Raw genomic sequence first — 24229 nt, 5'->3', positions numbered from 1 at the left:
TATCATGGATGCCACGTGTGCTCTAACGCCTGGACTGGATCACGCTAACAGCAACACGGACATTATGCGACAGGTGTAGCGGATTGATGGTTCCGATGATGGCGCTGGCAACCCCGGGGTGACCGAACACCAATTCAAAACTGGCCTGGACGGGATCAACGCCGCTATCCAGACAGACGTGCCCGCTGGCCAGTGCTTTTTTGATCAGGATGGCTTTGCCAAGAGTAGCGGCATGATCGATGACCTGCCGCTCGCTCTGCTCATTCAGGTTGTATGTCACCATGGCACAGTCGCCTTTATCGAGCGCCAGCAGACCACCCTCTACGGTCTTGCCGGAAAGGCCAAAGGCACGAATAGCCCCCTCACGTTTGAGTGCGTCAAGAGTCTCATAGACGCCGGTATCTTTCAGAATCTCGACATCCTGCCCGTCAGAGTGTACTAGCACCAGGTCAATACAGTCTGTGCCTAGCAGCTTCAGGCTGCGCTCGACGGAGAAGCGGGTGTGCTGGGGGCTAAAGTCGTGCCGTGACTGGCCCGACTCAAACTCTTCTCCAACTTTGCTAACGATGATCCAGTTGTCCCGCTGACCTCTAAGCAATTTGCCCAAACGTTCTTCGCTGTGGCCATAGGCGGGAGCAGTATCGATAAGGTTGATTCCAAGCTCCTGTGCCAGTGCCAGCAGATTAGCGGCATCGCGGTCGTCGGGAATCGTAAAGCCGCTCGGGTATTTCACCCCTTGATCACGCCCCAGCTTGACGGTACCAAGCCCGAGGGGTGAAACCATGAGCCCGGTTGCGCCCAGAGGACGGTGGAGATCGTGCAGGGTTTTCATGGTAATAGAGTGTCCCAGACTGGAGTACCCATTAAGGGCTGAGGATGCGGCGGTAGAACGGGATGTATACCGGGACTAACCTTTTCTCGATCAAGGATCGCAAACACCCGATCAGAAAAATCAGGTGCCAAGGCGAGTTTGGTAGGCCAGCCGACTAGAAGATTTCCATGCTCGGCCAGAAAGGCGTTGTCCGGGCGAGCCATGCTGGATTGGGCCGGCTCTGCCCGATCGACCCGTAATGTGGCCCATCGTGCCTGAGAGAGGTCTATCCAGGGCAATAGTTTTTCCAGCTCATGACGAGCCACCGCAATCTGCTCATTCTCTGATCTTGCTACGCCTTCGGCCTCGGCCAATTCTCCTCCCAGGTACCAGACCCACTGACCATCGGCGGAAGGGTGTGTAGTCACGGTGATACGAGGCTTTGGCCCTCCACCCAGGCAGTGCGCGTAGAGCGGCTTGAGCGTCGGCGCCTTGACCAGCACCATATGCAATGGGCGACGCTGCATAGCGGGCTGCTCAAGCCCCAGGTCACGCAATAAGGCCTCGGTGCCTGCGCCTGAACTTAGCACCACGCGCTGGGCGCGGACAGGTTGGCCGTCCACCGCCAAGCCGACCAATTGGCTATTCTCCAGAATGGGTTCCAGGCGCTGACCACTCATTATGCTGTCACCTGCCAGCTCTGCCAGGCGTTTGATAAGGCTTGGCACGTCCAGCACCAGTTCTGCCAGGCGATAGGCCTTGCCTTTGAACGCTCGATCCTGCAAGGCAGGCGGTAGATCCTGGCCTTTGGCAGGCTCAACCCGGCCACGAACGGCCTTGCTTGCGAAAAAGCTGGTGAGGTTGCCAGCCAGGGTCCCAGGAGACCAGAGGTAGTGAGCCTCTGAAAGAATACGAACACCCGTTAGGTCCAGTTCGCCCGTACCTGCCAGGCTATCACGCCAGCGCCGGGGCATTTCTGAGATGGCTTCCGACGCGCCTGTCAGCGAACCGTGCAGCGCATATTTGGCTCCGCCATGAATAATGCCCTGGGATTTCATGCTTTGCCCGCCCCCCAGGGTGCCCGATTCGATCAGGATTGTGGCAAAGCCCGCGCGACGTAGGCGAGCGTTAAGCCACAGGCCGGCAATGCCTCCGCCGACGATCAGAATATCGGTGCTCAGTGCTGGGTTCATGTGCAGGACTCTTTCAGAAACAGGTGTGCAGTATAACGTGAGGCGATTGCAGACGTAGTCCTCAGGTCAATGCCCTGTGCTTTTGGAAAACAGCTGAATGACCACAACGCCCGCGATGATGAGTCCCATACCAAGGATGGCAGCCAGATCAAGCGTCTGTTTGTAAATCACGGCAGCCGCAATGCTGACCAGCACGATGCCCATGCCTGACCAGATGGCATAGGCAATACCGACTGGAATGATCTTGACCACTTGTGAGAGAAGGCCGATGGCGATGGCGTAGCCGACAATAACCAGCACCAGAGGGAGCGGTTTGTTAAATCCATCCAAGGACTTCATTGCTGTTGTAGCAACAATTTCAGCCGCAATGGCGATAACCAGATAGATATAGCCAATCATTCGAAAACATCCTGATTAAAAATGCTTAGTCTAGTGTTTCTTATGATGGGATAAAGTTATTACCTATCTAACAAGGAGATAGGTTGTGCAGTGGAATCTTGATCAGGTCCGTCTGTTTGTGAGTGTGGCCGAGACAGGTTCGTTCTCAGCAGCTGCCCGTCAGCTAGGGCGTGCCCAGTCGGCGGTCAGTAGTGCCATTGCCTTGCTAGAAGCAGACCTTAACGTTTTGTTGTTCGAGCGCAGCAGCGGTCGGCAGCCTCGTTTGACTGATTCGGGCCGTGCATTGCTTGATGAGGCTCGGCAGATATTGCGGCATTGTGAGCGGCTCGAAAGCCGGGCGTTAGGGTTAACCCGAGGCGAAGAGACTCGCTTGCGGCTGGCCCATGACGAAGCGATGCCGTATCAGCCAATCATCGACAGCCTTGAGGCCTTGGCTACGACCTATCCTTTTCTGGATGTGCAGCTTGCCAGTGGCGCCCAGGGAGAGGTTGCGCGAAAGCTGCTAGATCGGCGAGCCGATCTAGGACTCATGTTTCATCACGAGCACATCCCAGATGCCTTGGAGCGCAGGCGGTTAAGCACTGTAGAAATGGTAACCGTCTGCGGTGCCGGTCATTCACTGGTCCACCATGCTCGTATTACACGCCAGCAACTGGCTCAGCACCGTCAAATTCTCATTGCGCCCTATGAAAGTGGTTATCCTGGCGGCGAGCCGATCAGTCCACAAGTCTGGCGTGCTGATAGTTTCTACGTAACAGCCGAACTGGTTATGCGCGATATCGGCTGGGCGTGGTTACCTCGCCATGTGGCTCGTTATCCAACTTACCTGAATCATCTAGTAGAGTTGGTTAGCGATTGGACGCCGCCCCCATTGGTGGTTGAGTTGGTTTGGCGGCGTGCTGAGCCACTGGGGCCGGCAGCGCAGTGGCTGGGTGAGTATTTTGCCGAACAGTTGCAAGCTATTGGTTAGGTACGCTCCAGCGTCGAAGAGGGCGCTTCGCCATCGCCTTTCTAAGCAAAGCGGGCTAAGCTCCGCAGCCATGAACAGAACTCTTTATAGCCTGCTTTTCTATACTGCTCTTCCTTTCATTGCCCTGCGACTGCTGCTGCGCTCGCGTAAGGCGCCGCTCTACCGTCAGCGGATGGCAGAGCGTTTTGCCCTTGGCCTTCCGTCCATGCGGCCTGGCGGTATCTGGATACATGCGGTATCGGTCGGGGAAAGTATCGCTGCGGCGCCGATGGTACGTGCGTTGATTGATCGGCATCCCGGTATGCCAATTACCATGACCTGTATGACGCCTACCGGCTCAGAGCGAATCCGCGCCTTGTTTGGAGATCAGGTCCAGCATTGTTACCTGCCCTATGACACGCCTTACGCGGCCGCCCGGTTTCTTGATCGGGTGCAGCCGAAATTGGCCGTTATCATGGAAACCGAACTCTGGCCCAACTATATCCATCAGTGCTCCCGCCGCGGAATCCCGGTAGCACTGGCCAATGCCCGATTATCCGAGCGCTCGGCAAAAGGATACGGCCGACTGGAAGGCGTGACACGCCCTATGCTGTCGTCCATGGATTGGATAGCCGTTCAGACGGCAGCGGAAGCTGAGCGCTTCATCTCGCTGGGTGCTTGGTCTGATCATGTCACCGTAACAGGGTCCATCAAGTTCGACCTGACTATCGACCCGGCCCTTGTCAGCCGTGCGGAGGCCTTGCGACAGACGTGGGGCACTCGCCCCGTATGGATTGCAGCCAGTACTCATGCCGGCGAGGACGAAATTCTTCTGGCAGCCCATCAGCGGTTGCTGAAACACCTGCCTGATGCGCTGATGATAGTGGTACCGCGCCATCCAGAGCGCTTTGATGACGTATTCAGACATTGCCAGCAGCATCCGTTGATAACTGCGCGCCGCTCAAAAAGCGAACCGGTTAGCCCCGATACGGCCGTTTACCTGGGCGATACGATGGGCGAGCTGCTCTTTTTGTACGCGACTGCAGATGTGGCGTTTGTGGGCGGTAGCCTTATTGAGCGGGGCGGGCATAATCTTCTGGAGCCTGCAGCCTTGGGTAAGCCGGTTATCTCCGGGCCGCATGTATTCAATTTCCTGGATATCGCTGCGCAACTACGGGATGCCCATGCCTTGTTTGATGCGAGTGATGCGGAAGGCATCGCTGAGGCGCTACGGCGCCTACTCACCGATCAGGGTGCCTCCGAGAAGATGCGACAAGGTGGACTGGCTGTGCTCAAAGCCAACCAGGGCGCTTTACAGCGCCTACTGGATGGCTTGGATCGGCTGCTTGAGCAGTCATCAGGGGCGTAGCGACGGCCGCTGCGTCGCGCTGATGGGTTTGGCCAGATCTGGAGGTAGAAAGTCGCGATCCGGATCGTAGTCGGGTTTCAAATAGCGCGACAGCTCAAGCAGGTCGTTCGGGCTCAGAATGCCGGCTGACTGCTTCAGGCGCAGGTTATCCAGGATATAGTCATAGCGAGCATTGTTGTATTCACGAACGGCGTTATAGAGCTGGCGCTGTATATCGAGTACATCGACAATGCTGCGTGTACCCACCTGATAGGCGATCTGGGTAGCCTCCAGGGCGCGTTGACTGGACGCAATGTTTTGCTTGCGTGCAGCAATCTGCTCAACATCAGTGTTAATGGCGCGATGGTAGTTGCGTGTATTTTGTACCGCCTCACGGCGCATACTCTCGCGCTGTTGCTCGCTCTGATCCAGGCGCTGATAGGCCTCGCGTACTTGGGAGCTGGTCAATCCACCGGTATAGATAGGCACATTGATCTGCACACCTATGCTGCGCTGGCTGACGGGGCTGTCAAAAATATCCACGCCCGGATTGGGCAGGTTGAAGGCGTCATTATCGCCGCGCTGGTAGCGTGCCACTGCATCCACCGTTGGCAGGTGTCCGGCCTTGCGCTGGCGCAGGGTTTCCTGAGCGGTGTCTACAGCTGAGTTGGAAGCAAGTAGCTGAAGGTTCTGCGCTACGGCCCGATCGACCCAGGCCTTGGCGTCATTGGGCATGGGCGGCAAAATAGGCAAGTCATGGCGAATGCCTTCAAGCGCGTTGTACTCCCGATTGGTCAGACGGACCAGCCCCTGAAAAGCATCCTGAACATTACGCGAAGCCAGGGAGCTGTTGGCCTTGGCTGTGTCATAACTGGCCTGGGCCTGGAGCACATCCGTCTCATCAGTCAGGCCAACCTTGAAACGTTCGCGGGTCTGGTCAAGCTGGCGGAAGAGGGCTGCTTCCTCAGCCCTGGCTGTTGCCAAGGCATCCTGTGCACGCAAGGCGCTGAAATAGCCTTCTGCCGTTTGTAGAATCAGATTCTGCTGGGCGGCTGAAAACTGATACTCAGCCTGTTCCGTACCGGCCTTGGCCGCCTGGAGCTGAAACCAGCGACCTGCCCGAAAGAGCGGCTGGCTGAGGTTGGCCTGGATCATTTGGCTGCTGCGATCACTCTTATATCGCCCCTCCGCAATCCCTAAGGTGTCGTTCTGTTTCAGCCCAAGACTCATATGGGTGTCATTGACTTGAGCGCCCAGGCTGAGCTGCGGCAACAGGCCTGCGCGGGCCTGCGGAATAGCTTCCCGCTGCGCGGCAAGACCTGCCCGTTCGGCCGCCAGATCGGAGTTGTTGCTAAGGGCTTCCTGATAAACCGCAACCAGACCGTTCTGTGTGGTGACTGGCTCCGCTGGTTGGGCCATGACCAGGCTGCAGGCACAGCTCAGGGTTGAAAAGAGAACGATACGCAGCATGTGATTTCCTGGCATAGCTTTCCATGTCGTACGGCGAGTGTAGCCGTATCGCCCATACGAGAGAAAATATGAGGCGAAGTTTCCTGGCAGGTAACGCATTCTGTGTTTACACTGCAGACGTTCTTGTCGGGGTGCGTCATACGAAGCGCTGAGATCGGGTAGTCCCGGATCCCGTTGAACCTGATCGGGCTAGGCTCGTCGCGTGCGACGTACCAACCCGCGTAGGGAACAAGAGGTCGTGTTCGCTCGAGCAGACCACCTTGCAGGCACCCGCCTGTTCCTGTGTATCAGGTTCTTCCCCGGCACCGTGCCTACCAGGAGAGCCTCGATGAACAAGCAGAACAATGTCACCGATTTTACCCAGGTTGATCGCCAGTCCACCCAGCCATTCCCGAACTCCCGAAAAGTCTACCTGACCGGCTCTCGGCCGGATCTTCGAGTACCCGTTCGTGAGATCAGCCTGGCTGACACACCGACCGCCTTTGGCGGAGAGAAGAATGCGCCGGTATTTGTCTACGACACCTCGGGTCCGTATACGGACCCTGATGTACGCATTGATCTGCGCAAGGGACTGCCGGATGTTCGCTCGCGCTGGATCGATGAGCGTGGTGATACCGAGATTCTACCGGGGCTTTCCTCTGAGTTCGGGCGTGCTCGCCTGGATGACTCTGCGCTCGATACCTTGCGTTTTGCGCATGTCCGAACACCTCGCCGGGCCAAGGCCGGGCATAACGTCAGCCAGATGCATTACGCCAGGAAAGGCATCATCACGCCGGAAATGGAATATATCGCCATTCGCGAGAACATGAAGCTCCAGGAAGCTCGGGAGGCGGGTCTTTTGACGCAGCAACACGGCGGACAAAGCTTTGGTGCTGCTATCCCAAAAGAGATTACTGCAGAGTTCGTCCGGGACGAAGTGGCCCGTGGCCGCGCGATCATTCCAGCGAACATCAACCATATCGAGCTGGAGCCGATGATTATCGGCCGCAACTTCTTGGTGAAGATCAACGGCAACATTGGTAACAGTGCGCTTGGCTCCTCGATCGAGGAGGAAGTGGAAAAATTGACCTGGGGCATCCGCTGGGGCGCCGATACGGTAATGGACCTGTCCACCGGCAAGCATATCCACGAGACGCGCGAGTGGATTCTGCGTAATAGCCCGGTTCCGATCGGGACGGTTCCGATCTATCAGGCGCTGGAAAAGGTTGGCGGCGTAGCCGAGGACCTGACTTGGGAAATCTTCCGCGATACGCTCATCGAGCAGGCCGAGCAGGGCGTGGATTACTTCACCATTCACGCAGGGGTACTGCTGCGCTATGTCCCGCTGACGGCCAAGCGCGTGACTGGTATCGTTTCGCGCGGCGGCTCCATCATGGCCAAGTGGTGCCTGGCGCATCACCAAGAGAATTTCCTGTACACGCATTTCGAAGAAATCTGCGAAATCATGAAGGCCTACGATGTCAGCTTCTCCCTGGGCGATGGCTTGCGCCCAGGCTCTATTGCCGACGCCAACGACGCCGCCCAGTTCGGTGAGCTTGAGACGCTGGGTGAGTTGACCAAGCTGGCCTGGAAGCATGACGTCCAGTGCATGATCGAAGGCCCCGGCCATGTGCCGATGCAATTGATCAAGGAAAATATGGACAAGCAGCTTGAGTGCTGCGACGAGGCGCCCTTCTACACACTCGGGCCATTGACCACCGACATCGCTCCCGGTTACGACCACATCACCTCAGGCATCGGCGCCGCCATGATTGGCTGGTTCGGCTGTGCCATGCTGTGCTACGTCACGCCCAAGGAACACCTGGGCCTGCCCAACAAGGATGATGTCAAAACCGGCATCATCACCTATAAGATCGCTGCCCACGCCGCCGACCTTGCCAAGGGCCATCCCGGCGCGCAGATCCGCGACAATGCCTTGAGCAAGGCGCGCTTTGAATTCCGCTGGGAAGACCAGTTTAACCTGGGCCTGGACCCGGACACGGCGCGTGCTTTCCACGACGAGACTCTGCCCAAGGACTCGGCCAAGGTGGCGCACTTCTGTTCCATGTGCGGACCCAAGTTCTGCTCCATGAAGATCACCCAGGAAGTGCGTGATTACGCCAAGGAGAATGGATTGACCGATGAGCAAAAGGCCATTGAGGCTGGCTTTCAGGAGCAGGCAGCACGGTTCAAGGAAGAGGGCGGTGTGATTTACAAGCAGGTCTAAGGCGACGGTTGTCACTTTAAAGTGTCTGTACTAAAGCCGCGTCCCTGACGCGGCTTCTCCTTATATTTCAGGCGATTGAAAGAAAGCGCCTGTCACCGTTGATTATCCGAGATATCGTTTATCGTGAGTACGACCAGTACCTATTCACCCGACATCGTAGTGCCTGACGCACGCCGTGTATTGGGCGGGCGTGATTTCTTTTCTCTGTGGTTCTCGCTCAGCGTTGGGCTCATGGTGGTCCAGACCGGGGCGCTTCTGGCTCCCGGGCTGGGCCTTGCCCAGGGCTGGCTTACGATTCTATGTGGGTCGGTTGCCGGCTCTCTGCTCCTGGCCATTACCGGGATCATCGGCAGCCGCACCGGCCTTTCAGCCATGTCGGCGCTCAAGCTGAACCTTGGACGTTACGGCGCAGCGCTTCCTGCTGTACTGAACATCTTGCAGCTGGTGGGGTGGGGCAGCTTCGAGCTGGTGGTCATGCGCGATGCAGCCCTTCTGCTAACAGACCGTTACCTGGGGGCGGGTGGCTGGCTGGCCAATCCAGTGTTCTGGACGCTGCTATTCGGTGTGCTGGTAACAATTCTGGCGGTTGCCGGCCCGCTTACCTTCGTTCGTCGCATCCTGCGCCGCTGGGGCATTTGGCTACTCCTGGCAGCCTGCATCTGGCTCACCTGGAATTTCTTCTCCAAGGCAGATCTGGCTGAACTGTGGACTCGTCCTGGTGATGGAACGCTGAATTTTGCAGCTGGATTCGATATCGCTATCGCCATGCCGCTGTCCTGGTTGCCGCTGATTGCCGACTACGCTCGTTTTGGCCGCGGGCAGGCTGGTGTATTTGGCGGTACAGCCATCGGGTATTGCCTGGGTAACTTCTGGCTAATGGGGCTGGGCGTGGCCTACACCTTGGCTTTTGCCGATGCAGGTCAGGCCAATGCACTGTTGTTGGCCTTGGCTGGCGCAGGTATAGGGATACCTTTATTGCTGATCTTGCTGGATGAGTCGGAGAATACATTTGCCGCTATCCACTCGGCGGCTGTGTCTTCCGGCATTCTGGTCCGACTCAAGGTTGAGCATTTGTCGCTGGCGTTCGGTGTCCTGTGTACGCTGATTGCGTGGCAGGTCGCCCTGGCCGAATACGAGCAGTTTCTACTGCTCATTGGTTCGGTATTCGCTCCGCTCTTTGGCGTGGTATTGGTGGATCATTTCGTTCTGCGTACTCAGCATGCCGATCACGTTGCTGTGACAACGCTACGCTGGGATACCTTGATCGCATGGGGCTGCGGTGTGGCGATCTACCATCTGCTAGCTGCATTCTGGCCAGTGTTAGGCGCAACCCTGCCAGCATTGATCATGGCGGGTTTGTTTCAACTGGTGTTAGGAAAGCTGATGTCGCGATAAAGGCTGTTAGCCTGGCGGCCTAAACCGCCAGGCTAACAGAGTTTATTGAGCGCGGCGGCCTGGAAAGTACTCAGGGCGCACAATGCCATTCAGCTGAGGGTAGGGGATCTTGATGAGCGGATGTCCCATGGAATAGGGTGCAATGCTGGTGACATCATATTTTAGCGTGACAGCACCAAAATCCAGCGCGATGTTGGATGTTTTGATGAAGGGCCACTCTTTTTCGAACGCGCTGTCGTCCTTTAGGTTATTGGCAATCAACCAAGCCTGATGGGCTGTCTTGGCCATATCCCAGAAGGCTTTTTCCTGGCCTGGCACCAGAATATCCTGAAGTGTCAGTACTTTCTTCTGCTGACGATCATAGTTAAGAATGCCGCGGCCCGGCTGGCCATGGGCACCACCTGTATCCAGATAGGATGACAGTTCAATGATCACCAGCGCGTCATGCTGCTCGCGCACGTTGGCCTGGAGGTAGCTGCTCCAGCGTGGCTGCGCATTACGCAGGAATTCCTGCTCATAAGCGTTCAGCGAGGATGCTACTGGTGCTCCCGGCTCTGTTTGGGTTTTTTCCAACAGAGCCTGTTCGATGATGGCATTAAGATGTTCATCGCCGAATTTCAACGTGTCGATGTTTACCAACGGACAATCAGCGGCTGAACATCCTGCCGGGCGGTGCTCCCAGGTAATACGCTTGGGCTTGAGCGGCTCGTTCAGGTCAGGTTTGAAAAGGCTTTGGCAGGCGCTCAATAAAATGGCCACGCTGGCGATAACAAGTAGTTTAGGCAGTCGCATGGGGCTCCTTGGTAGGTAGAGGGGCGGTGCTCAGGATGTGCTTCGAGTGTATTCGGTGCAATGAGTTCGGCGTCAAACCGTTTAGTCATCCGCATATCTTCCCGTCTTCCAGGCGGTAGTGCCAAGGGGCTGCATCCTTCAAGCGGGCACGCTAGGATGGCGCGATTGTCCTGACTGAAGTCTAAAGAGGCTTAGATGAGCGAGAACATAAAGCCAGCCCCGGGCGACTTTGAAATTGAGCGTCGCGAAGAGTGTTTCAAAGGGTTTTATCGTGTAGACCGTCTATATTTACGGCATCGGTTATTTTCCGGCGAAATGGGTCGCCAGCTAAACCGTGAGCTGTTTGTGCGACATGATGCAGTCTGCGTACTGCCCTATGATCCCAAGCGGGACAAGGTGGTGCTGGTCGAGCAATTCAGGGTCGGGGCCGTCGATAAAAGTGACAATCCCTGGCTGCTTGAGCCGATAGCCGGGCTGATCGACAAGAGCCATGAGATACCTGAAGAGGTCGCTCATCGCGAAGCGCAAGAAGAGGCCAGTCTGACCTTGCAATCGCTATGGCCCATCTCCACTTACTTCCCCTCCCCTGGTGGTAGTGATGAGCTGGTACATCTCTTTCTGGCCCGTGTGGATAGTGAAGGGGCTGGTGGTGTGCATGGCCTGCCTGAAGAAGGGGAAGACATTCGTGTCCACGTCATGCCTTTCGAGGAGGCGCTGGATGCGGTCAAGAAGGGAAGAATCAATAACGCAGCGGCAATGATTGCCTTGCAATGGCTGGCGCTCAATCGCGCCGAGGTACGTGGTTTATGGGTTTGAAAGGGCGGGATCGCTACCGAGTTGACTTGCCGGGGCTTCAGGCCACGTGCGAGTCCAACTACATGCGACTGATGCAGCTTCTCCCCAAGATGCGCGAGGCATTGATTTCCCGTCGCGTAGCGCTCTCTCAAGGAGAAAAACTGCTGGGGATATTGGCCTTGGAAGTGACTGAGGCATGCCCTTACACAACGACGTTGCAGGTCAGCCAGGAACTGGGCTTTCCTTGGTTACCTGCGCCCAAGCTTGAAGTGCGTGTTTACCATGATGCACGTATGGCGGAGGTCATCAGTGCGGGGCCGACCCGACGATTGCAGGCGATTTATCCCTATCCGAATGAGCTGATGAACCATCCTGATGAGAAAACACAGCTGAATCTGTTTCTAGGCGAATGGTTGAGCCACTGTATGGCATGTGGGCACGAGTCCGAGCCTATTCTGCAACGCTGATTCCCGCTTGTCCTCCGGCGTGCGGGTCTCGCCGCCACAGAAAGACCAGCCACTGGATCGACATGTAAGTGATGGCTTTATGCTAGCCTTTCGTTTGGTGCTGCCTCTGTCGTCTGCCACCGTAAAGCGACCTTTTGTCGCCAGGTGATGTAGTACGTAGTCAATCAGAGGTCTGCATACAGTTCATCGGTTACAAGTGTGAACTGTGCACCATCTGTTAAATGCGCTTACATGCACTCTCTACACTCTGATTTGTTGTAGACGCCGCGATTCAAGGAGATGGCTTTGGCTACGTCGCCAGATTTCCTCGCTGCACCGCTTGTGGTCCAGCTTACCGATAGTCACCTGTTTTCCTCTTCCGAGGGGCGCCTGTTGGGGTTGGACACCCGCTATAGCCTGGACCAGGTCGTAGAGCGCGTACGAGCCGAGCAGCCGACGATAGACCTGATATTAGCCAGCGGAGACCTGGCACAAGAGAGCACACCTGAGGCTTATCAATCCTTCAAGGAGGCTACGGCGTGCCTTGATGCGCCTGCTCGTTGGTTGCCGGGCAACCACGACAAGGTCAGGGTGATGCAGGCCTTCTGTGCCGGAACAGACCTTATGGACCCCGTACTCGATATGGGTGAGTGGCGTCTGATCATGCTGGATTCAACCATCAATGGTGCTGTGCCCGGACGGTTCAATCAGGAACAGCTTGAGCTGCTTGAAAAAGCGTTAAGCGAAGCCCCTGATCGACATGTGCTGGTGTGCTTTCACCATCACCCGGTCCAGGTGGGCTGCCAGTGGATGGAACCGTTAGGTGTTCTTAACCCTGAGGCACTGTTTGAGGTGCTTGACCGGTATTCCCAGGTGCGTGTCATCCTTTGGGGGCATATCCATCAGGAGTTTGACCAGATACGTAATGGTGTACGCCTTCTGGCATCGCCTTCAACGGGGCTGCAGTTCGAGCCGAACAGTATTGATTTCAAGGTAGGCACGCAGGGCCCCGGTTACCGTTGGCTCAGGCTGCTACCCGACGGTACGATTGAGACGGGAATCTCCCGTGTGGACGATGTGGACTTCAATGTGGACTTCCAGGGCAGCGGTTATTAACTGAGAGGTCTTCAAGCGGAGTCCAAAACAGGTTAATATAGCACTGGTTATTTATACAGGTTTAGCCGGTGCCTTCTGTACTGTATATCCATGGATTCAATAGCTCGTCGGCTTCTCTCAAGGCCCGCCAGCTTTCTGCCTGCATGCAGCGGCTTGGCCTGCAGGCGTACATGCGCGTGCCTGATCTGCATCATGACCCTGTCATTGCCATGTCTCAGCTTGAAACATCCCTGGCCGCTTTGGACCAGCCTTTACTGGTCGGCAGTTCATTGGGCGGCTACTATGCCACGGTTCTTGCCGAGCGTTATGGCCTGAAAGCCTTACTGGTCAATCCGGCAGTGCGCCCCTGGCGTCTGATCGACGCTTACCGGGGGCCTCAGAAAAACTACTACAGCGGTGAGGAATGGGTATTGACGGACGCTCATGTTGAAGCGCTAGCGGCGCTTGACGTTGGAGTACCTCAGCATCCTTCCCGCTACCAGGTGTGGCTGCAGACGGCTGACGAGACTCTCGACTATCGCGACGCACAGGCATTTTATCAAGGATGCGCGTTGCGCATCGAGGCGGGTGGAGACCATGGTTTCCAGCATTTCGCCGAAAAGCTGCCTTCGCTGTTGTCCTTTGCCGGTTTCTCGCCCGTCCTGTGGCATGACATCGATTTTTCGACTTTCAAATAGAGATTATGGCCCAGCAAAACGCCTATACCGCAGAAGCTATCGAGGTCCTGTCCGGACTGGATCCGGTGCGCAAGCGCCCGGGCATGTATACCGACACGACTCGTCCCAATCATTTGGCGCAGGAAGTCATCGACAACAGCGTCGACGAAGCGCTAGCTGGCCATGCCCGTAGCGTGCAGGTCATCCTCCATGAGGATAACTCCCTCGAGGTACTTGACGATGGGCGTGGAATGCCTGTTGACATCCACCCGGAAGAGGGCGTGTCAGGCGTCGAGCTGATTCTGACCAAGCTTCACGCTGGCGGTAAATTTTCCAACAAGAATTACCAGTTCTCCGGCGGCTTGCACGGGGTGGGTATTTCGGTAGTGAACGCACTGTCTACCTGTGTTGAAATCAAGGTCAAGCGCGATGGAAACGAATATGCCATGGCATTTGCCGATGGTTTTAAGGCCAGCGAGCTGGCTGTAGTAGGAAGCGTAGGCAAGCGCAATACCGGCACCAGCGTTCACTTTTGGCCGGACCCTAAATACTTCGATTCACCAAAGTTCTCCGTCAGTCGTCTGAAGCATATCCTCAAAGCCAAGGCCGTTCTTTGTCCCGGCCTTGCGGTCAGCTTTGAGGACAAGTCCAGTGGTGAGCGGATCGAGTGGCATTACGAGGATGGCCTTCGCTCCTATTTGATCGATGCGGTGGGCGACACCTTGCGTCTGCCTGAAGCACCATTCTTCGGTAGTCTGGCCTCTGAAAAGGAAGGCGTTGACTGGGCCTTATTGTGGTTGCCAGAGGGTGGAGAGTCGGTTCAGGAGAGCTACGTCAATCTGATTCCTACCGCCCAGGGCGGGACGCACGTCAATGGTTTGCGCCAAGGCCTGCTCGACGCCATCCGTGAATTCTGTGAATTCCGCAACCTGTTGCCCCGAGGCCTTAAGCTTGCGCCCGAAGATATTTGGGATCGTATTGCTTTTGTCCTGTCGATGAAGATGCAGGAGCCTCAGTTTTCTGGTCAGACCAAAGAGCGTCTGTCCTCGCGTGAGGCGTCTGCATTCGTGTCGGGAGTCGTCAAGGATGCCTTTAGCCTTTGGCTCAATGCGAACCCTGAGCTCGGGCTGCAAGTAGCGGAGCTGGCCATCAATAATGCAGGCCGTCGTCTGAAGGCCGGGAAGAAGGTTGAGCGTAAGAAGATTACTCAAGGCCCTGCACTGCCCGGCAAACTTGCTGACTGCGTTGGGCAGGAGCCGCTGCGCTGCGAATTGTTCCTGGTGGAAGGGGACTCGGCAGGCGGCAGCGCCAAGCAGGCGCGTAACAAGGAATTCCAGGCGATCATGCCGTTGCGCGGCAAGATCTTGAATACGTGGGAAGTAGACGGCGGCGAAGTGCTGGGTAGCCAGGAGGTTCACGACATCGCCGTTGCGATTGGCGTTGACCCGGGTGTAGCCGATCTTTCCCAGTTGCGTTACGGAAAAATCTGCATTCTGGCAGATGCCGACTCGGACGGTCTGCACATCGCTACACTGCTTTGCGCCCTGTTTGTTCGTCATTTCCGGCCCTTGGTAGAGGCAGGACATGTCTATGTTGCCATGCCTCCGCTATACCGCGTCGATCTGGGCAAAGAGGTCTACTATGCACTGGATGAGGCTGAGCGAGACGGCATCCTTGATCGTCTTGCTGCAGAGAAAAAACGTGGCAAGCCACAGGTGACTCGATTCAAGGGGTTGGGTGAGATGAACCCGCTACAGCTGCGCGAGACCACGATGGATCCCAATACGCGCCGACTGGTGCAGCTTACCCTGGAGGATGCTCCAGGCACGTTTGAAATGATGGATATGCTGCTGGCGAAAAAGCGTTCCGGTGACCGTAAAAGCTGGCTGGAGAGCAAGGGAAATCTGGCCGAGGTACTTGTTTGAGCAAGCGGTGGCAAGCCTTAGGCCTGCTACTGTTGCTAGGCCTTGGCTTGAGCCAGGTCAAGGCTGCAGAGGAGCTGCGCCTGGAGGCGGAATATCCCGTCGAAGGAATGCGTGGCGGCAATTTATCTGGGCTGGCGCTGTGTAAGGGTGAGTTCTGGACCGTATCGGATCGCGACGATGATCAATATTATCGCCTGGATTCGAGCGACAGCGTTTGGAAAGCCCAGGCTCACCGGATCTCGGCTGGTCCACCGCCTTCTGCAGGCCTGCCTTGGAATCTGCGCCTATTCGTTCGCATTGCAGAATACAAGCGAGGTGGAACGGTCGATTTCGAAGGAATTACCTGTGACGATGCGGGCAACCGTTACCTGGTAAGTGAAGGGTATGCGGCAGTATTGCTCGATCCTGTGCAGGGTTCACAGTCTTGGTTGAAGTTGCCCTGGAATCTGATGGCACAAGCGAACCGTCATGGTTTGCTCACGCAGTTCAATTCCATTTATGAAGGGATTTCCGTAAGCCCCGATGGTCAGCAGATCTGGCTTGCTGCAGAGCGACAGCGTCGTGGAATCCTGACCTTGTTCAAGCAGGGGGATAAATGGGTTTGTCGTAATAACTGTGTCATGTTTGCTGAAGGTGGTACTACGCCGATTCCGCCTGCCCTGGGGAAACGCAGCCCCTTGCCGGTCGACTTTTCCGACATGATCTATTACCACGGAAAACTTTTTACACTGGAGCGTGCCGCACACCAGGTATGCCGTCGCAGTGCACAGTCCGGTATTGCCGAGCGCTGTTGGTCCTTTGCGCAGACGCTGTTGGCGCCTGTCAGGCATTATCGACAGAACTGGGGGTTGGCTGAGGCACTTTGGATAGACGAGCGGGGCGCCTGGATTGGGCTGGATACAGGCGATCTGGCGCGTGAAGATGGCGATAAGCGGCCGTACGTGCTGCATTACGCTACACCTGCTGCTGGATGGGATGCGCCATGAGCAACCAGACGGCAGGCCAGCGCGTCGGGCGCATCATGCTCTTCCTCGCGTGGGGGATAGGGTTATGGCTGCTAGCGCACTGGTTTGGCGACTTCGAAATGCAGCGGCAGAACCCCAATCGGGTTCCTGTTTCCCAACACGGCAATGGTTATATCGAGGTCAGTCTGGCTGGTAACGGTGCAGGTCACTTTGTGGCCAACGGTGCATTAAATAGCAAAGACGTCACTTTCATAGTTGATACAGGTGCAACCGATGTTGCCCTGTCGGCTGAGTTGGCGGCTACGTTAAAGCTGCCCCATGGCGGCCCTGTCTTGTTGAGTACGGCCAATGGTCGTGTCGAAGGCTGGCGTACACGTATTAATGAGCTTCGATTGGGCGATATTGTGCTGCACGACGTACGTGCACTGGTCGCGCCCAATATCGATGGCGATCAGGTGTTGCTCGGTATGAGCGCCCTGCGCCAACTTGAATTCACCCAGCGCGGCGGTACATTGCTGCTGCGCCAGTATATGAAACAAGAGTAATCCGCATGAGCGACTCTCTCGATCTGAGCATGGACGGTGTAGAACGCCGTTCGCTGGCCGACTTTACCGAGCAGGCGTACCTGAACTATTCCATGTACGTCATCATGGACCGAGCACTTCCTCACATCGGTGACGGTTTGAAGCCTGTTCAGCGTCGCATTATCTATGCGATGAGCGAGCTTGGCTTGAGCGCCGATTCCAAGCACAAGAAATCAGCCCGTACGGTGGGTGATGTGCTGGGTAAATATCATCCCCATGGCGACAGTGCCTGTTATGAGGCCATGGTGCTCATGGCGCAGCCGTTCTCCTATCGCTATCCATTGGTCGATGGTCAGGGGAACTGGGGTGCGCCGGACGATCCCAAATCCTTTGCCGCGATGCGTTACACCGAGGCAAGGCTTTCTCGCTACTCCGAAGTCTTATTGACGGAGCTGGGGCAGGGCACTGTGGATTGGGTGCCTAACTTCGATGGTACGTTGGATGAGCCTGCTGTACTGCCGGCGCGCCTGCCTAATCTGTTGCTCAATGGCACAACCGGTATTGCCGTTGGTATGGCTACCGATGTTCCCCCTCATAATCTACGCGAAGTGGCTGCAGCCTGTATTCGCTTGCTGGATGAGCCCCAGGCAACCGTTGTACAGCTAACCGAGCATGTGCCAGGCCCTGATTTTCCGACCGAGGCGGAGATTGTCACCCCGCGGGCTGATCTTCTAAAGCTCTATGAAACAGGGCGCGGCTCCGTGCGTATGCGCGCTGTATACCGTAAAGAAGAGGGCGAGGTGGTCATTACGGCGTTGCCGCATCAGGTATCGGGCGCCAAAGTGTTAGAGCAGATCGCCGCTCAGATGCAGGCTAAAAAGCTGCCTATGGTGGCTGACCTGCGCGATGAGTCTGATCATGAGAACCCGACACGTATTGTCGTTGTGCCACGCTCTAACCGAGTCGACCTCGATGAGCTGATGCAGCACCTGTTTGCCACGACCGACCTTGAATCCAGCTATCGCGTGAACCTCAATGTGATTGGGCTGGATGGCAAGCCTCAGGTTAAAAACCTTCGCCAGGTATTGGGTGAGTGGCTGACGTATCGCATTGGCACCGTACGCCGCCGTCTGCAGTTCCGGCTAGACAAAGTAGAGCGTCGCTTGCATCTGCTTGACGGTTTGATGATTGCTTTCCTGAACCTGGACGAAGTGATTCACATCATTCGTACCGAGGAGCAGCCCAAGGCCGTGCTGATGGCACGCTTCGGGTTAAGCGAGACTCAGGCGGATTACATCCTTGATACCCGGTTGCGTCAGTTGGCGCGTCTGGAAGAGATGAAAATCAAAAGCGAGCAGGATGAACTACTCAAAGAACAGAAGCACCTACAAGGCTTGTTAGGTAACGAGAAAAAGCTGCGCAAGCTCGTGCGTGATGAGCTGATTCAGGATGCTGAGGCTTACGGAGATGATCGCCGATCACCGATTGTCGAGCGTGCCGAAGCTCGTGCGTTATCTGAAACCGAGCTCATGCCAACCGAGCCGGTAACGGTCGTGCTATCTGAAAAAGGTTGGGTACGCAGCGCCAAAGGTCATGACATCGACGCTACCGGACTTTCCTATAAGGCAGGGGATGGCTTCAAGGCGGCTGCACCCGGGCGCTCCAATCAGTTTGCGGTTTTTATCGACTCAACTGGACGTAGCTACTCGCTGGCAGCACATTCGCTGCCCTCTGCACGAGGCCAGGGCGAGCCGTTGACAGGCCGTCTCACTCCGCCGCCTGGCGCAACATTCGAGACAGTGCTCCTGCCGGATGACGGGCAGCTATATGTGATGGCATCCGATGCGGGATATGGGTTTGTCGTTAAGGGTGAAGACCTGCAGGCCAAGAACAAAGCAGGCAAAGCCTTGATTACGTTGCCAGCCGGCGCGCAGGTCATGCTTCCCAAGGTTGTTCGTAATGCGGCGGCGGATCTACTTGCAGCGGTTACGACCGAAGGGCGTCTGCTCGTCTTCAACGTGTCCGACCTGCCGCAGCTGGCCAAGGGCAAGGGCAACAAGATCATCGGTATTGCGGGTGATCGTGTGGCCAGCCGCGAGGAGTACATGGTGGATTTCGCAATCGTACCGCCAGGTGGGCAACTAGTGTTGCAGGCAGGTAAGCGGACGTTGTCACTCAAGGGTGATGATCTGGAACACTACAGGGGCGAGCGCGGTCGTCGTGGTAACAAATTGCCACGAGGTTTCCAGCGCGTTGATGCCTTGGATGTCGAGATTTGATCGGATTGGCTGGAAGACGGCGTAAAATTCTAGGATGATTCGCCGTCTGTTTTCGTCCGACGTAATCGGTAGCAGCCAGGACGTGGCTCGACAGTAGGTATTCGATGAAGCGAATGTGTTTGATGGCATTGCTTGCAGCCTCCATGACCTTGGGTCTGGGGGGGTGCGCTAGCCTATATCCGGCTCATTACTATCAGCTGGACAGCGGGACGGCTTCAGTCCCCAAGACCAAAGCCGGCTCCGCCGTGCAAATTCGCAGCCTGACCATTGCCAATTACCTGCAGCGCAGAACACTGCTGCAGCGGCATTCCGATGGCTCCCTCTCCGAGGGCAAGGCGCGCTGGGCAGGCTCTCTCACCGATGACATGCAGCATGTGCTGCTCCGTCAGATGGCGTGGCGCCTCAACAGTAACAGGGTCGTGATAGGAAGTGCACCTGAGGGGTACAGGCCTGAAGTCATGATTGAGTTGGATATCTCTCGTCTGGACTCCGGCCCACAACAGCCAGCCGTTCTCGATGCGCGCTGGCATTTACTGGATGGCAACGAGAAGCTCCGAGGTAGCCGTATGGTTCACTTGGAGGAAAAACATGACGGAACCGAGGCTGACCAGGTGAGGGCTCAGAGCCTTCTTCTACAGCAACTGGCCAAACAGCTGTCCGGTGCGGTGACCGTTGCTGAACAGGCTGCTAAAAAGTCTGCCAAGTTGTCCTCGAAACAACCCAGGACGCAGGTAGCTCAAGAAATTGACCTGCCAGCAAAGCGTCCCAAAATCATTCCAATCCGTACGGGAGCGGAGGTTTATCGCTTCTGAATATGAAGTTTTTCGGGTCCGCCATTGCACGTGGCGGACTTAAAGGCGTCAATAAGCAATCCTGACGATAGATTGAGACGCCAGTATGAAGCTGCCCCTGTTCCCTTTATCGACCACGCTATTCCCAGGTTGCCCCTTGGATCTACAGCTGTTCGAGCCTCGCTACCTAGATATGATCAGTCGCTGCCTGAAGCAAGATATCGGTTTTGGGGTAGTGACTATTCTTGAGGGCAAGGAGGTGGGCACTGCACCGACGAGCCTTGGAGGGTTCGGTTGCGAAGCTGTTGTCAAGGACTGGCAACAGCAATCCAATGGTTTGCTGGGAGTTAGAGTGGAAGGTATACGGCGGTTCCGCTTGCTGGAGACCGAAGTTCAGAGTGATCAGCTAACCATCGGTACGGTCGAGTGGCTGGACGAGCCGGCCGAACGCCCTTTAACCGATAAACATGATGACTTGGCGGCATTGCTGCAAGCGCTGGCCGAGCACCCTATGGTGGTAGCGCTGGACCTGGATGGGACGGCGGGTGGCCAGCGCGAATTGGGTTATCAGTTAGCCTACTTACTGCCTTTTACACCCGAGCAAAAAAGCGAATTATTGTCTTTTGATGATCCGGGTGAGCGTCTGGATCGCCTCCATGAGTTGTTATCCAGCCTGCAGGAATAAAGCAGGCTGTCATGTGGCAGGCAGATAGCGCTCTATGGCGACGGGTAAGGCCCAGGCTGCTGCAAAGGTAAATACAGCCAGTGCAATCGGGATAAATATCCACCAGAAGCGCAGTGTTAAAGGCTGGAGCCTTGCCTGGCGTTGCACGATGGCCAGGCTCAGCGCGCAGAAACTACCCGCTAGAAGCGCTCCCGCCAGGACATCGGTAGGCCAATGTACGCCCAGGTAAACACGGGTTGTGGCAATGGTTAAGGCGGGTAGGGCGGCAACGACCAGCGTTGTCAGTCTTACCCGAGCAGATTGCCCCCGTGAGGCTAAAATTCCCAGCGTTAAAAAGAAGGCAAACGATGCAGAACTGTGTCCACTAGGCAGGCTATAGGTAGTCAATGGCTCAGCAAGAATGTCTGGGCGCGCCCGTGCAAGCAGATTTTTCAGCGTACCGTTGGCTACTGCCGTTCCTAGCAATGAACCCAAGGCAAAAAACATCCCGCGCCATTGGCGCATCGCTGCCAGCAACACAATCAGGACAACCGCTACGATCAGTTGGGTTCGGAAGTCGCCTAAGCGAGTAATGATGACCGCTACACTGTTCAGGAATGGCTGCCGATGTTCCTGGACAAGCGTCATGATACCTTCGTCCAGCGAGCGTAAGTGTTGCCAGCCCAGCAGCAACGCAAGCAAAAGCGCAAAGGTCAGTGCAGCGCTTATAAACGTTGAGCCACTGCGCCCGCGTAGAGTGGCATGCATGATGAACGCAAGCAAAACGGCCGCTCCACCTGCTACGACGGCGGCCTGCGGCCAGAAGTCGGGCGGCAGGGGAAGGCGAAACGCTGCACCGGTCATCCAGCCTGGTAGCAGGTATACGGCCGACCAACCCGCCGCAGCAATGAGGCTTACAACCGCAAAGCGAATGACTGGCATATCCAGCATTCCGGCAATCATTGGCAGCATAGGCCTTAGCGGACCTATGAAGCGGCCTATCAATAAGCTGGTAATGCCATTGCGTTGAAAAAAACTTTCCGCCGAGGAAATCCACTCTGGATGGGTACGTAATCCAGGAAGGCTGCGGATATTCTGGTGAAACCGCCTTCCAAGATAATAAGACGCAGCATCGCCTAACAGTCCACCCAGATACCCCAGGATAAGCGTTTCGCTAAGGCCCAGCACACCGCTTCCTGCCAATACGCTGATGCCAAACAAGGCAACGGTGCCAGGAACAAGCAAACCTGCCAGCGCCAGGCACTCGAGAAATGCTGTGATGAATAGGACAGTCCCTAGCCAATGGGGATGTGCACCTAGCCAGGCATTCAGGTCGGCAAGAAAAGCGGTCATGAGCGGTATGGTAAGTCCTTGGATATAACGCGTTTTCGACTGGCCAGGCGATGAGCGGTTCAGTACAGCTCGCTCAGAATCAGAGCCGATTTGCCGTCTCGATGATACCTAGGCTCATCTGTCCTGCGTTTCAGGCAGGAGCATTAAAGCTTTTCAATCTATGACGGCTGCATGTGATGACTGTCCGTCTTGGGTTTCCCCCGGTATAATTGTTTAATTTTCAGCCAAACTCATTTTCGCCATGACCGAGTCCGTGCACGACTATATGACCCGTTTAGGCCGTGCGGCCCGTGAAGCCTCACGGCTGTTGGCCAGGGCTTCGACTATGCAGAAGAACAACGCCCTTCTGACGGTTGCAGAGGCGCTGGATCGTGCACGACCGTTACTGATCGAGGCAAATGAAAAAGATTTGGCTGCAGGGCGTGCGTCAGGCCTGGATTCGGCACTGCTGGACCGACTGGCGCTAACCCCAGCCCGTATCGATGGCATGATTACCGGGCTACGTCAGGTTGCTGCACTCCCGGACCCTGTGGGTGCTATCCGCGATATGAGTTACCGTCCTTCAGGTATCCAGATTGGCAAGATGCGTGTCCCGCTGGGTGTTATTGGTATCATTTACGAGTCGCGCCCCAATGTGACTATTGATGCTGCCAGCTTGTGCCTGAAGTCGGGTAACGCCACGATTTTAAGGGGCGGCTCCGAAGCCATTCATTCCAACCGGGCTATTGCGCTGTGTATCCAGGACGGGCTTGCCTCGGCAGGGTTACCGGCAGCAGCAGTTCAGGTGGTCGAAACAACAGATCGTGCTGCAGTTGGCGCCCTGATCACCATGCCTGACTATGTGGATGTGATCGTTCCTCGCGGAGGAAAAGGGCTGATCGAGCGAATCAGCCAGGATGCGCGGGTCCCTGTGATCAAGCATCTGGATGGTATCTGCCACGTTTATGTGGATGATCAAGCTGATCTGGAAAAGGCGCATCGTATTGCGTTTAATGCCAAGTGCTATCGTTATGGTATTTGCGGGGCGATGGAAACGCTTCTGGTACATGCGGGAGTTGCCAGCACCTTTATGCCCGCTATTGCCGCCTCGCTACGCGAAAAAGGCGTGGAGTTAAGAGGGTGCGAACGCACACGTGATATTATCGACGTCACACCTGCTCGCGAAGAAGACTGGAGCACGGAATATCTGGCTCCGATTTTGTCGATCAAGGTAGTCACTGATCTGGATGAGGCCATCGCTCACATCAATCATTATGGCTCGCATCATACGGATGCCATTGTGACAGAGGATTTGGGTCGTTCACGTCAGTTTCTGGCCGAGGTTGATTCGAGCTCTGTGATGGTCAATGCGCCTACCTGTTTTGCTGATGGCTTTGAATACGGGCTTGGCGCTGAAATCGGTATTTCGACTGACAAGTTGCATGCCCGTGGGCCGGTAGGTCTGGAAGGTCTTACCAGTGAAAAATACATCGTCCTTGGCGACGGGCAAGTTCGTTCTTGATGACCACGCGTATCGGGTTATTCGGCGGCACTTTTGATCCGGTTCATATCGGTCATTTGCGCAGTGCGCTAGAAGTGGCCGAGCAACTTGAGCTTGATGAGTTGCGGCTGATTCCTGGCGCGCGTCCACCTCATCGTGGTGCTCCACAGGTCTCTGCTCGGCAGCGCTTGGAGATGGTCAAGCTGGCAGTCGAGAATGTTGAGTATTTGCGTGTTGATGATATCGAGTTTCGACGTGAACGCCCTTCCTATACGATCGAAACGCTTGAAGTGCTGCGGCGGGAGATGGGGCCGCATGTACAGCTTTTACTGATGCTGGGCTGGGATGCCTTTTGTGGATTGCCAGGATGGCATCGATGGAATGAACTCTTGGATCATTGCCACATTCTGGTCCTGCAGCGTCCCGACGCGGACAGCGAGCCTCCCCAAGAGCTGTGCGATCTTATCGCTGCGCGTACGCAGCCTGATCCGCAGGCGCTTTCCGGGCCGGCGGGGCAGATCACTTATATCTGGCAGACGCCTTTGGCGGTATCTGCCACGCAAATAAGAGGTCTGCTTGCAGCAGGAAAGTCGGTGCGCTACCTCGTGCCGGACGCAGTAATGATCTATATCGAAAAGCACGGCCTGTACCGTGCTACGACTTGAATATGAG

22 protein-coding genes and 1 riboswitch are annotated in these 24229 nt (G+C 56.1%); of the genes, 16 read left to right on the top strand and 6 right to left on the bottom strand.

What is annotated here, in order from left to right:
• Window positions 1-22: 22 nt before the first annotated feature.
• From IEX86_RS02850 to IEX86_RS02840, 3 genes are all read right to left on the bottom strand, one after another.
• On the bottom strand, window positions 23-838 hold the full coding sequence (locus IEX86_RS02850; RefSeq protein WP_188864777.1) for an aldo/keto reductase: 816 nt from the start codon (window positions 836-838) through the stop codon (window positions 23-25).
• Window positions 829-2004, bottom strand: coding sequence for an NAD(P)/FAD-dependent oxidoreductase (locus tag IEX86_RS02845; RefSeq protein WP_188864538.1), 1176 nt, complete (start codon window positions 2002-2004; stop codon window positions 829-831). The genes IEX86_RS02850 and IEX86_RS02845 overlap by 10 nt, the downstream gene beginning before the upstream one ends.
• A gap of 66 nt (window positions 2005-2070) precedes the next feature.
• Window positions 2071-2403: a DMT family transporter gene (locus tag IEX86_RS02840; RefSeq protein ID WP_188864537.1), complete on the bottom strand. Its 333-nt coding sequence runs from the start codon at window positions 2401-2403 to the stop codon at window positions 2071-2073.
• Window positions 2404-2488: 85 nt separating this feature from the next.
• Between IEX86_RS02840 and IEX86_RS02835 the strand changes: the two genes are divergently transcribed.
• Complete coding sequence (locus tag IEX86_RS02835; protein WP_188864536.1) at window positions 2489-3373, top strand: LysR family transcriptional regulator; 885 nt, start codon at window positions 2489-2491, stop codon at window positions 3371-3373.
• A 70-nt stretch (window positions 3374-3443) separates the two neighbouring features.
• A complete protein-coding gene (gene waaA, locus IEX86_RS02830; protein ID WP_188864535.1) occupies window positions 3444-4721 on the top strand; it encodes a lipid IV(A) 3-deoxy-D-manno-octulosonic acid transferase in 1278 nt (425 codons plus the stop codon).
• On the opposite strand, the gene IEX86_RS02825 is transcribed toward waaA, so the two are convergent.
• Entirely contained in the window at window positions 4710-6170 is a 1461-nt protein-coding gene (locus tag IEX86_RS02825) for a TolC family outer membrane protein (RefSeq protein WP_188864534.1), read from the bottom strand. The genes waaA and IEX86_RS02825 overlap by 12 nt on opposite strands.
• A gap of 117 nt (window positions 6171-6287) precedes the next feature.
• Window positions 6288-6415: riboswitch (TPP riboswitch) on the top strand.
• Between the two features lie 83 nt (window positions 6416-6498).
• Here IEX86_RS02825 and thiC point away from each other — a divergent pair.
• Window positions 6499-8376: a phosphomethylpyrimidine synthase ThiC gene (gene thiC / locus IEX86_RS02820; protein ID WP_188864533.1), complete on the top strand. Its 1878-nt coding sequence runs from the start codon at window positions 6499-6501 to the stop codon at window positions 8374-8376.
• Between the two features lie 123 nt (window positions 8377-8499).
• Window positions 8500-9771, top strand: a complete 1272-nt coding sequence (gene cytX / locus IEX86_RS02815) for a putative hydroxymethylpyrimidine transporter CytX (protein WP_188864532.1) — start codon at window positions 8500-8502, stop codon at window positions 9769-9771.
• A gap of 42 nt (window positions 9772-9813) precedes the next feature.
• On the opposite strand, the gene IEX86_RS02810 is transcribed toward cytX, so the two are convergent.
• On the bottom strand, window positions 9814-10563 hold the full coding sequence (locus IEX86_RS02810; RefSeq protein WP_188864531.1) for an RsiV family protein: 750 nt from the start codon (window positions 10561-10563) through the stop codon (window positions 9814-9816).
• A gap of 195 nt (window positions 10564-10758) precedes the next feature.
• Here IEX86_RS02810 and IEX86_RS02805 point away from each other — a divergent pair, with 195 nt between their 5' ends.
• From IEX86_RS02805 to IEX86_RS02760, 10 genes are all read left to right on the top strand, one after another.
• Complete coding sequence (locus tag IEX86_RS02805; protein WP_188864530.1) at window positions 10759-11379, top strand: NUDIX domain-containing protein; 621 nt, start codon at window positions 10759-10761, stop codon at window positions 11377-11379.
• A complete protein-coding gene (locus IEX86_RS02800; protein ID WP_188864529.1) occupies window positions 11370-11825 on the top strand; it encodes a DUF1249 domain-containing protein in 456 nt (151 codons plus the stop codon). Before IEX86_RS02805 ends, IEX86_RS02800 begins: the two co-directional genes overlap by 10 nt.
• 279 nt (window positions 11826-12104) lie before the next feature.
• Window positions 12105-12920, top strand: coding sequence for a 3',5'-cyclic-AMP phosphodiesterase (gene cpdA, locus IEX86_RS02795; protein WP_188864528.1), 816 nt, complete (start codon window positions 12105-12107; stop codon window positions 12918-12920).
• Between the two features lie 68 nt (window positions 12921-12988).
• Complete coding sequence (locus IEX86_RS02790) at window positions 12989-13597, top strand: YqiA/YcfP family alpha/beta fold hydrolase (RefSeq protein ID WP_188864527.1); 609 nt, start codon at window positions 12989-12991, stop codon at window positions 13595-13597.
• Window positions 13598-13602: 5 nt separating this feature from the next.
• Complete coding sequence (parE, locus tag IEX86_RS02785; protein WP_188864526.1) at window positions 13603-15501, top strand: DNA topoisomerase IV subunit B; 1899 nt, start codon at window positions 13603-13605, stop codon at window positions 15499-15501.
• Window positions 15498-16487: an esterase-like activity of phytase family protein gene (locus tag IEX86_RS02780; protein WP_188864525.1), complete on the top strand. Its 990-nt coding sequence runs from the start codon at window positions 15498-15500 to the stop codon at window positions 16485-16487. The genes parE and IEX86_RS02780 overlap by 4 nt, the downstream gene beginning before the upstream one ends.
• Window positions 16484-17011 carry a retropepsin-like aspartic protease family protein gene (locus IEX86_RS02775; protein WP_188864524.1) on the top strand — a complete coding sequence of 176 codons (528 nt, stop codon included), beginning with the start codon at window positions 16484-16486 and terminating at the stop codon, window positions 17009-17011. The genes IEX86_RS02780 and IEX86_RS02775 overlap by 4 nt, the downstream gene beginning before the upstream one ends.
• 5 nt (window positions 17012-17016) lie before the next feature.
• Complete coding sequence (gene parC, locus IEX86_RS02770; protein ID WP_188864523.1) at window positions 17017-19269, top strand: DNA topoisomerase IV subunit A; 2253 nt, start codon at window positions 17017-17019, stop codon at window positions 19267-19269.
• 104 nt (window positions 19270-19373) lie between these two features.
• A complete protein-coding gene (locus IEX86_RS02765) occupies window positions 19374-20081 on the top strand; it encodes a PqiC family protein (protein ID WP_188864522.1) in 708 nt (235 codons plus the stop codon).
• An 85-nt stretch (window positions 20082-20166) separates the two neighbouring features.
• Window positions 20167-20745 carry an LON peptidase substrate-binding domain-containing protein gene (locus IEX86_RS02760; RefSeq protein WP_188864521.1) on the top strand — a complete coding sequence of 193 codons (579 nt, stop codon included), beginning with the start codon at window positions 20167-20169 and terminating at the stop codon, window positions 20743-20745.
• 9 nt (window positions 20746-20754) lie between these two features.
• Here IEX86_RS02760 and IEX86_RS02755 read toward each other — a convergent pair whose 3' ends face one another.
• Window positions 20755-22077: a bifunctional DedA family/phosphatase PAP2 family protein gene (locus IEX86_RS02755; RefSeq protein WP_188864520.1), complete on the bottom strand. Its 1323-nt coding sequence runs from the start codon at window positions 22075-22077 to the stop codon at window positions 20755-20757.
• 241 nt (window positions 22078-22318) lie between these two features.
• Here IEX86_RS02755 and IEX86_RS02750 point away from each other — a divergent pair, with 241 nt between their 5' ends.
• Together IEX86_RS02750 and nadD are read left to right on the top strand one after the other, a co-directional pair.
• Window positions 22319-23578 (top strand): glutamate-5-semialdehyde dehydrogenase, encoded by a 1260-nt coding sequence (locus IEX86_RS02750; RefSeq protein ID WP_188864519.1) that lies wholly within the window; start codon window positions 22319-22321, stop codon window positions 23576-23578.
• On the top strand, window positions 23578-24222 hold the full coding sequence (gene nadD / locus IEX86_RS02745; RefSeq protein ID WP_188864518.1) for a nicotinate-nucleotide adenylyltransferase: 645 nt from the start codon (window positions 23578-23580) through the stop codon (window positions 24220-24222). Before IEX86_RS02750 ends, nadD begins: the two co-directional genes overlap by 1 nt.
• Window positions 24223-24229 lie beyond the last annotated feature (7 nt).

Source organism: Pseudomonas asuensis (genome assembly GCF_014646755.1).
GTDB classification, from domain to species: domain Bacteria; phylum Pseudomonadota; class Gammaproteobacteria; order Pseudomonadales; family Pseudomonadaceae; genus Chryseomonas; species Chryseomonas asuensis.
The sequence above is the reverse complement of the archived record's forward strand: the minus strand, read 5'-3'. Positions and strand labels throughout refer to the sequence as shown.

Excerpts from the sequence above, each read along its gene's own strand:
- IEX86_RS02845 (WP_188864538.1), bottom strand. The coding sequence starts at position 2,004 with ATGAACCCAGCACTGAGCACCGATATTCTGATCGTCGGCGGAGGCATT.
- IEX86_RS02840 (WP_188864537.1), bottom strand. The coding sequence starts at position 2,403 with ATGATTGGCTATATCTATCTGGTTATCGCCATTGCGGCTGAAATTGTT.
- waaA (WP_188864535.1), top strand. The coding sequence starts at position 3,444 with ATGAACAGAACTCTTTATAGCCTGCTTTTCTATACTGCTCTTCCTTTC.
- IEX86_RS02825 (WP_188864534.1), bottom strand. The coding sequence starts at position 6,170 with ATGCTGCGTATCGTTCTCTTTTCAACCCTGAGCTGTGCCTGCAGCCTG.
- thiC (WP_188864533.1), top strand. The coding sequence starts at position 6,499 with ATGAACAAGCAGAACAATGTCACCGATTTTACCCAGGTTGATCGCCAG.
- IEX86_RS02810 (WP_188864531.1), bottom strand. The coding sequence starts at position 10,563 with ATGCGACTGCCTAAACTACTTGTTATCGCCAGCGTGGCCATTTTATTG.
- IEX86_RS02805 (WP_188864530.1), top strand. The coding sequence starts at position 10,759 with ATGAGCGAGAACATAAAGCCAGCCCCGGGCGACTTTGAAATTGAGCGT.
- IEX86_RS02800 (WP_188864529.1), top strand. The coding sequence starts at position 11,370 with ATGGGTTTGAAAGGGCGGGATCGCTACCGAGTTGACTTGCCGGGGCTT.
- cpdA (WP_188864528.1), top strand. The coding sequence starts at position 12,105 with ATGGCTTTGGCTACGTCGCCAGATTTCCTCGCTGCACCGCTTGTGGTC.
- parE (WP_188864526.1), top strand. The coding sequence starts at position 13,603 with ATGGCCCAGCAAAACGCCTATACCGCAGAAGCTATCGAGGTCCTGTCC.
- IEX86_RS02775 (WP_188864524.1), top strand. The coding sequence starts at position 16,484 with ATGAGCAACCAGACGGCAGGCCAGCGCGTCGGGCGCATCATGCTCTTC.
- parC (WP_188864523.1), top strand. The coding sequence starts at position 17,017 with ATGAGCGACTCTCTCGATCTGAGCATGGACGGTGTAGAACGCCGTTCG.
- IEX86_RS02765 (WP_188864522.1), top strand. The coding sequence starts at position 19,374 with ATGAAGCGAATGTGTTTGATGGCATTGCTTGCAGCCTCCATGACCTTG.
- IEX86_RS02760 (WP_188864521.1), top strand. The coding sequence starts at position 20,167 with ATGAAGCTGCCCCTGTTCCCTTTATCGACCACGCTATTCCCAGGTTGC.
- IEX86_RS02755 (WP_188864520.1), bottom strand. The coding sequence starts at position 22,077 with ATGACCGCTTTTCTTGCCGACCTGAATGCCTGGCTAGGTGCACATCCC.
- IEX86_RS02750 (WP_188864519.1), top strand. The coding sequence starts at position 22,319 with ATGACCGAGTCCGTGCACGACTATATGACCCGTTTAGGCCGTGCGGCC.
- nadD (WP_188864518.1), top strand. The coding sequence starts at position 23,578 with ATGACCACGCGTATCGGGTTATTCGGCGGCACTTTTGATCCGGTTCAT.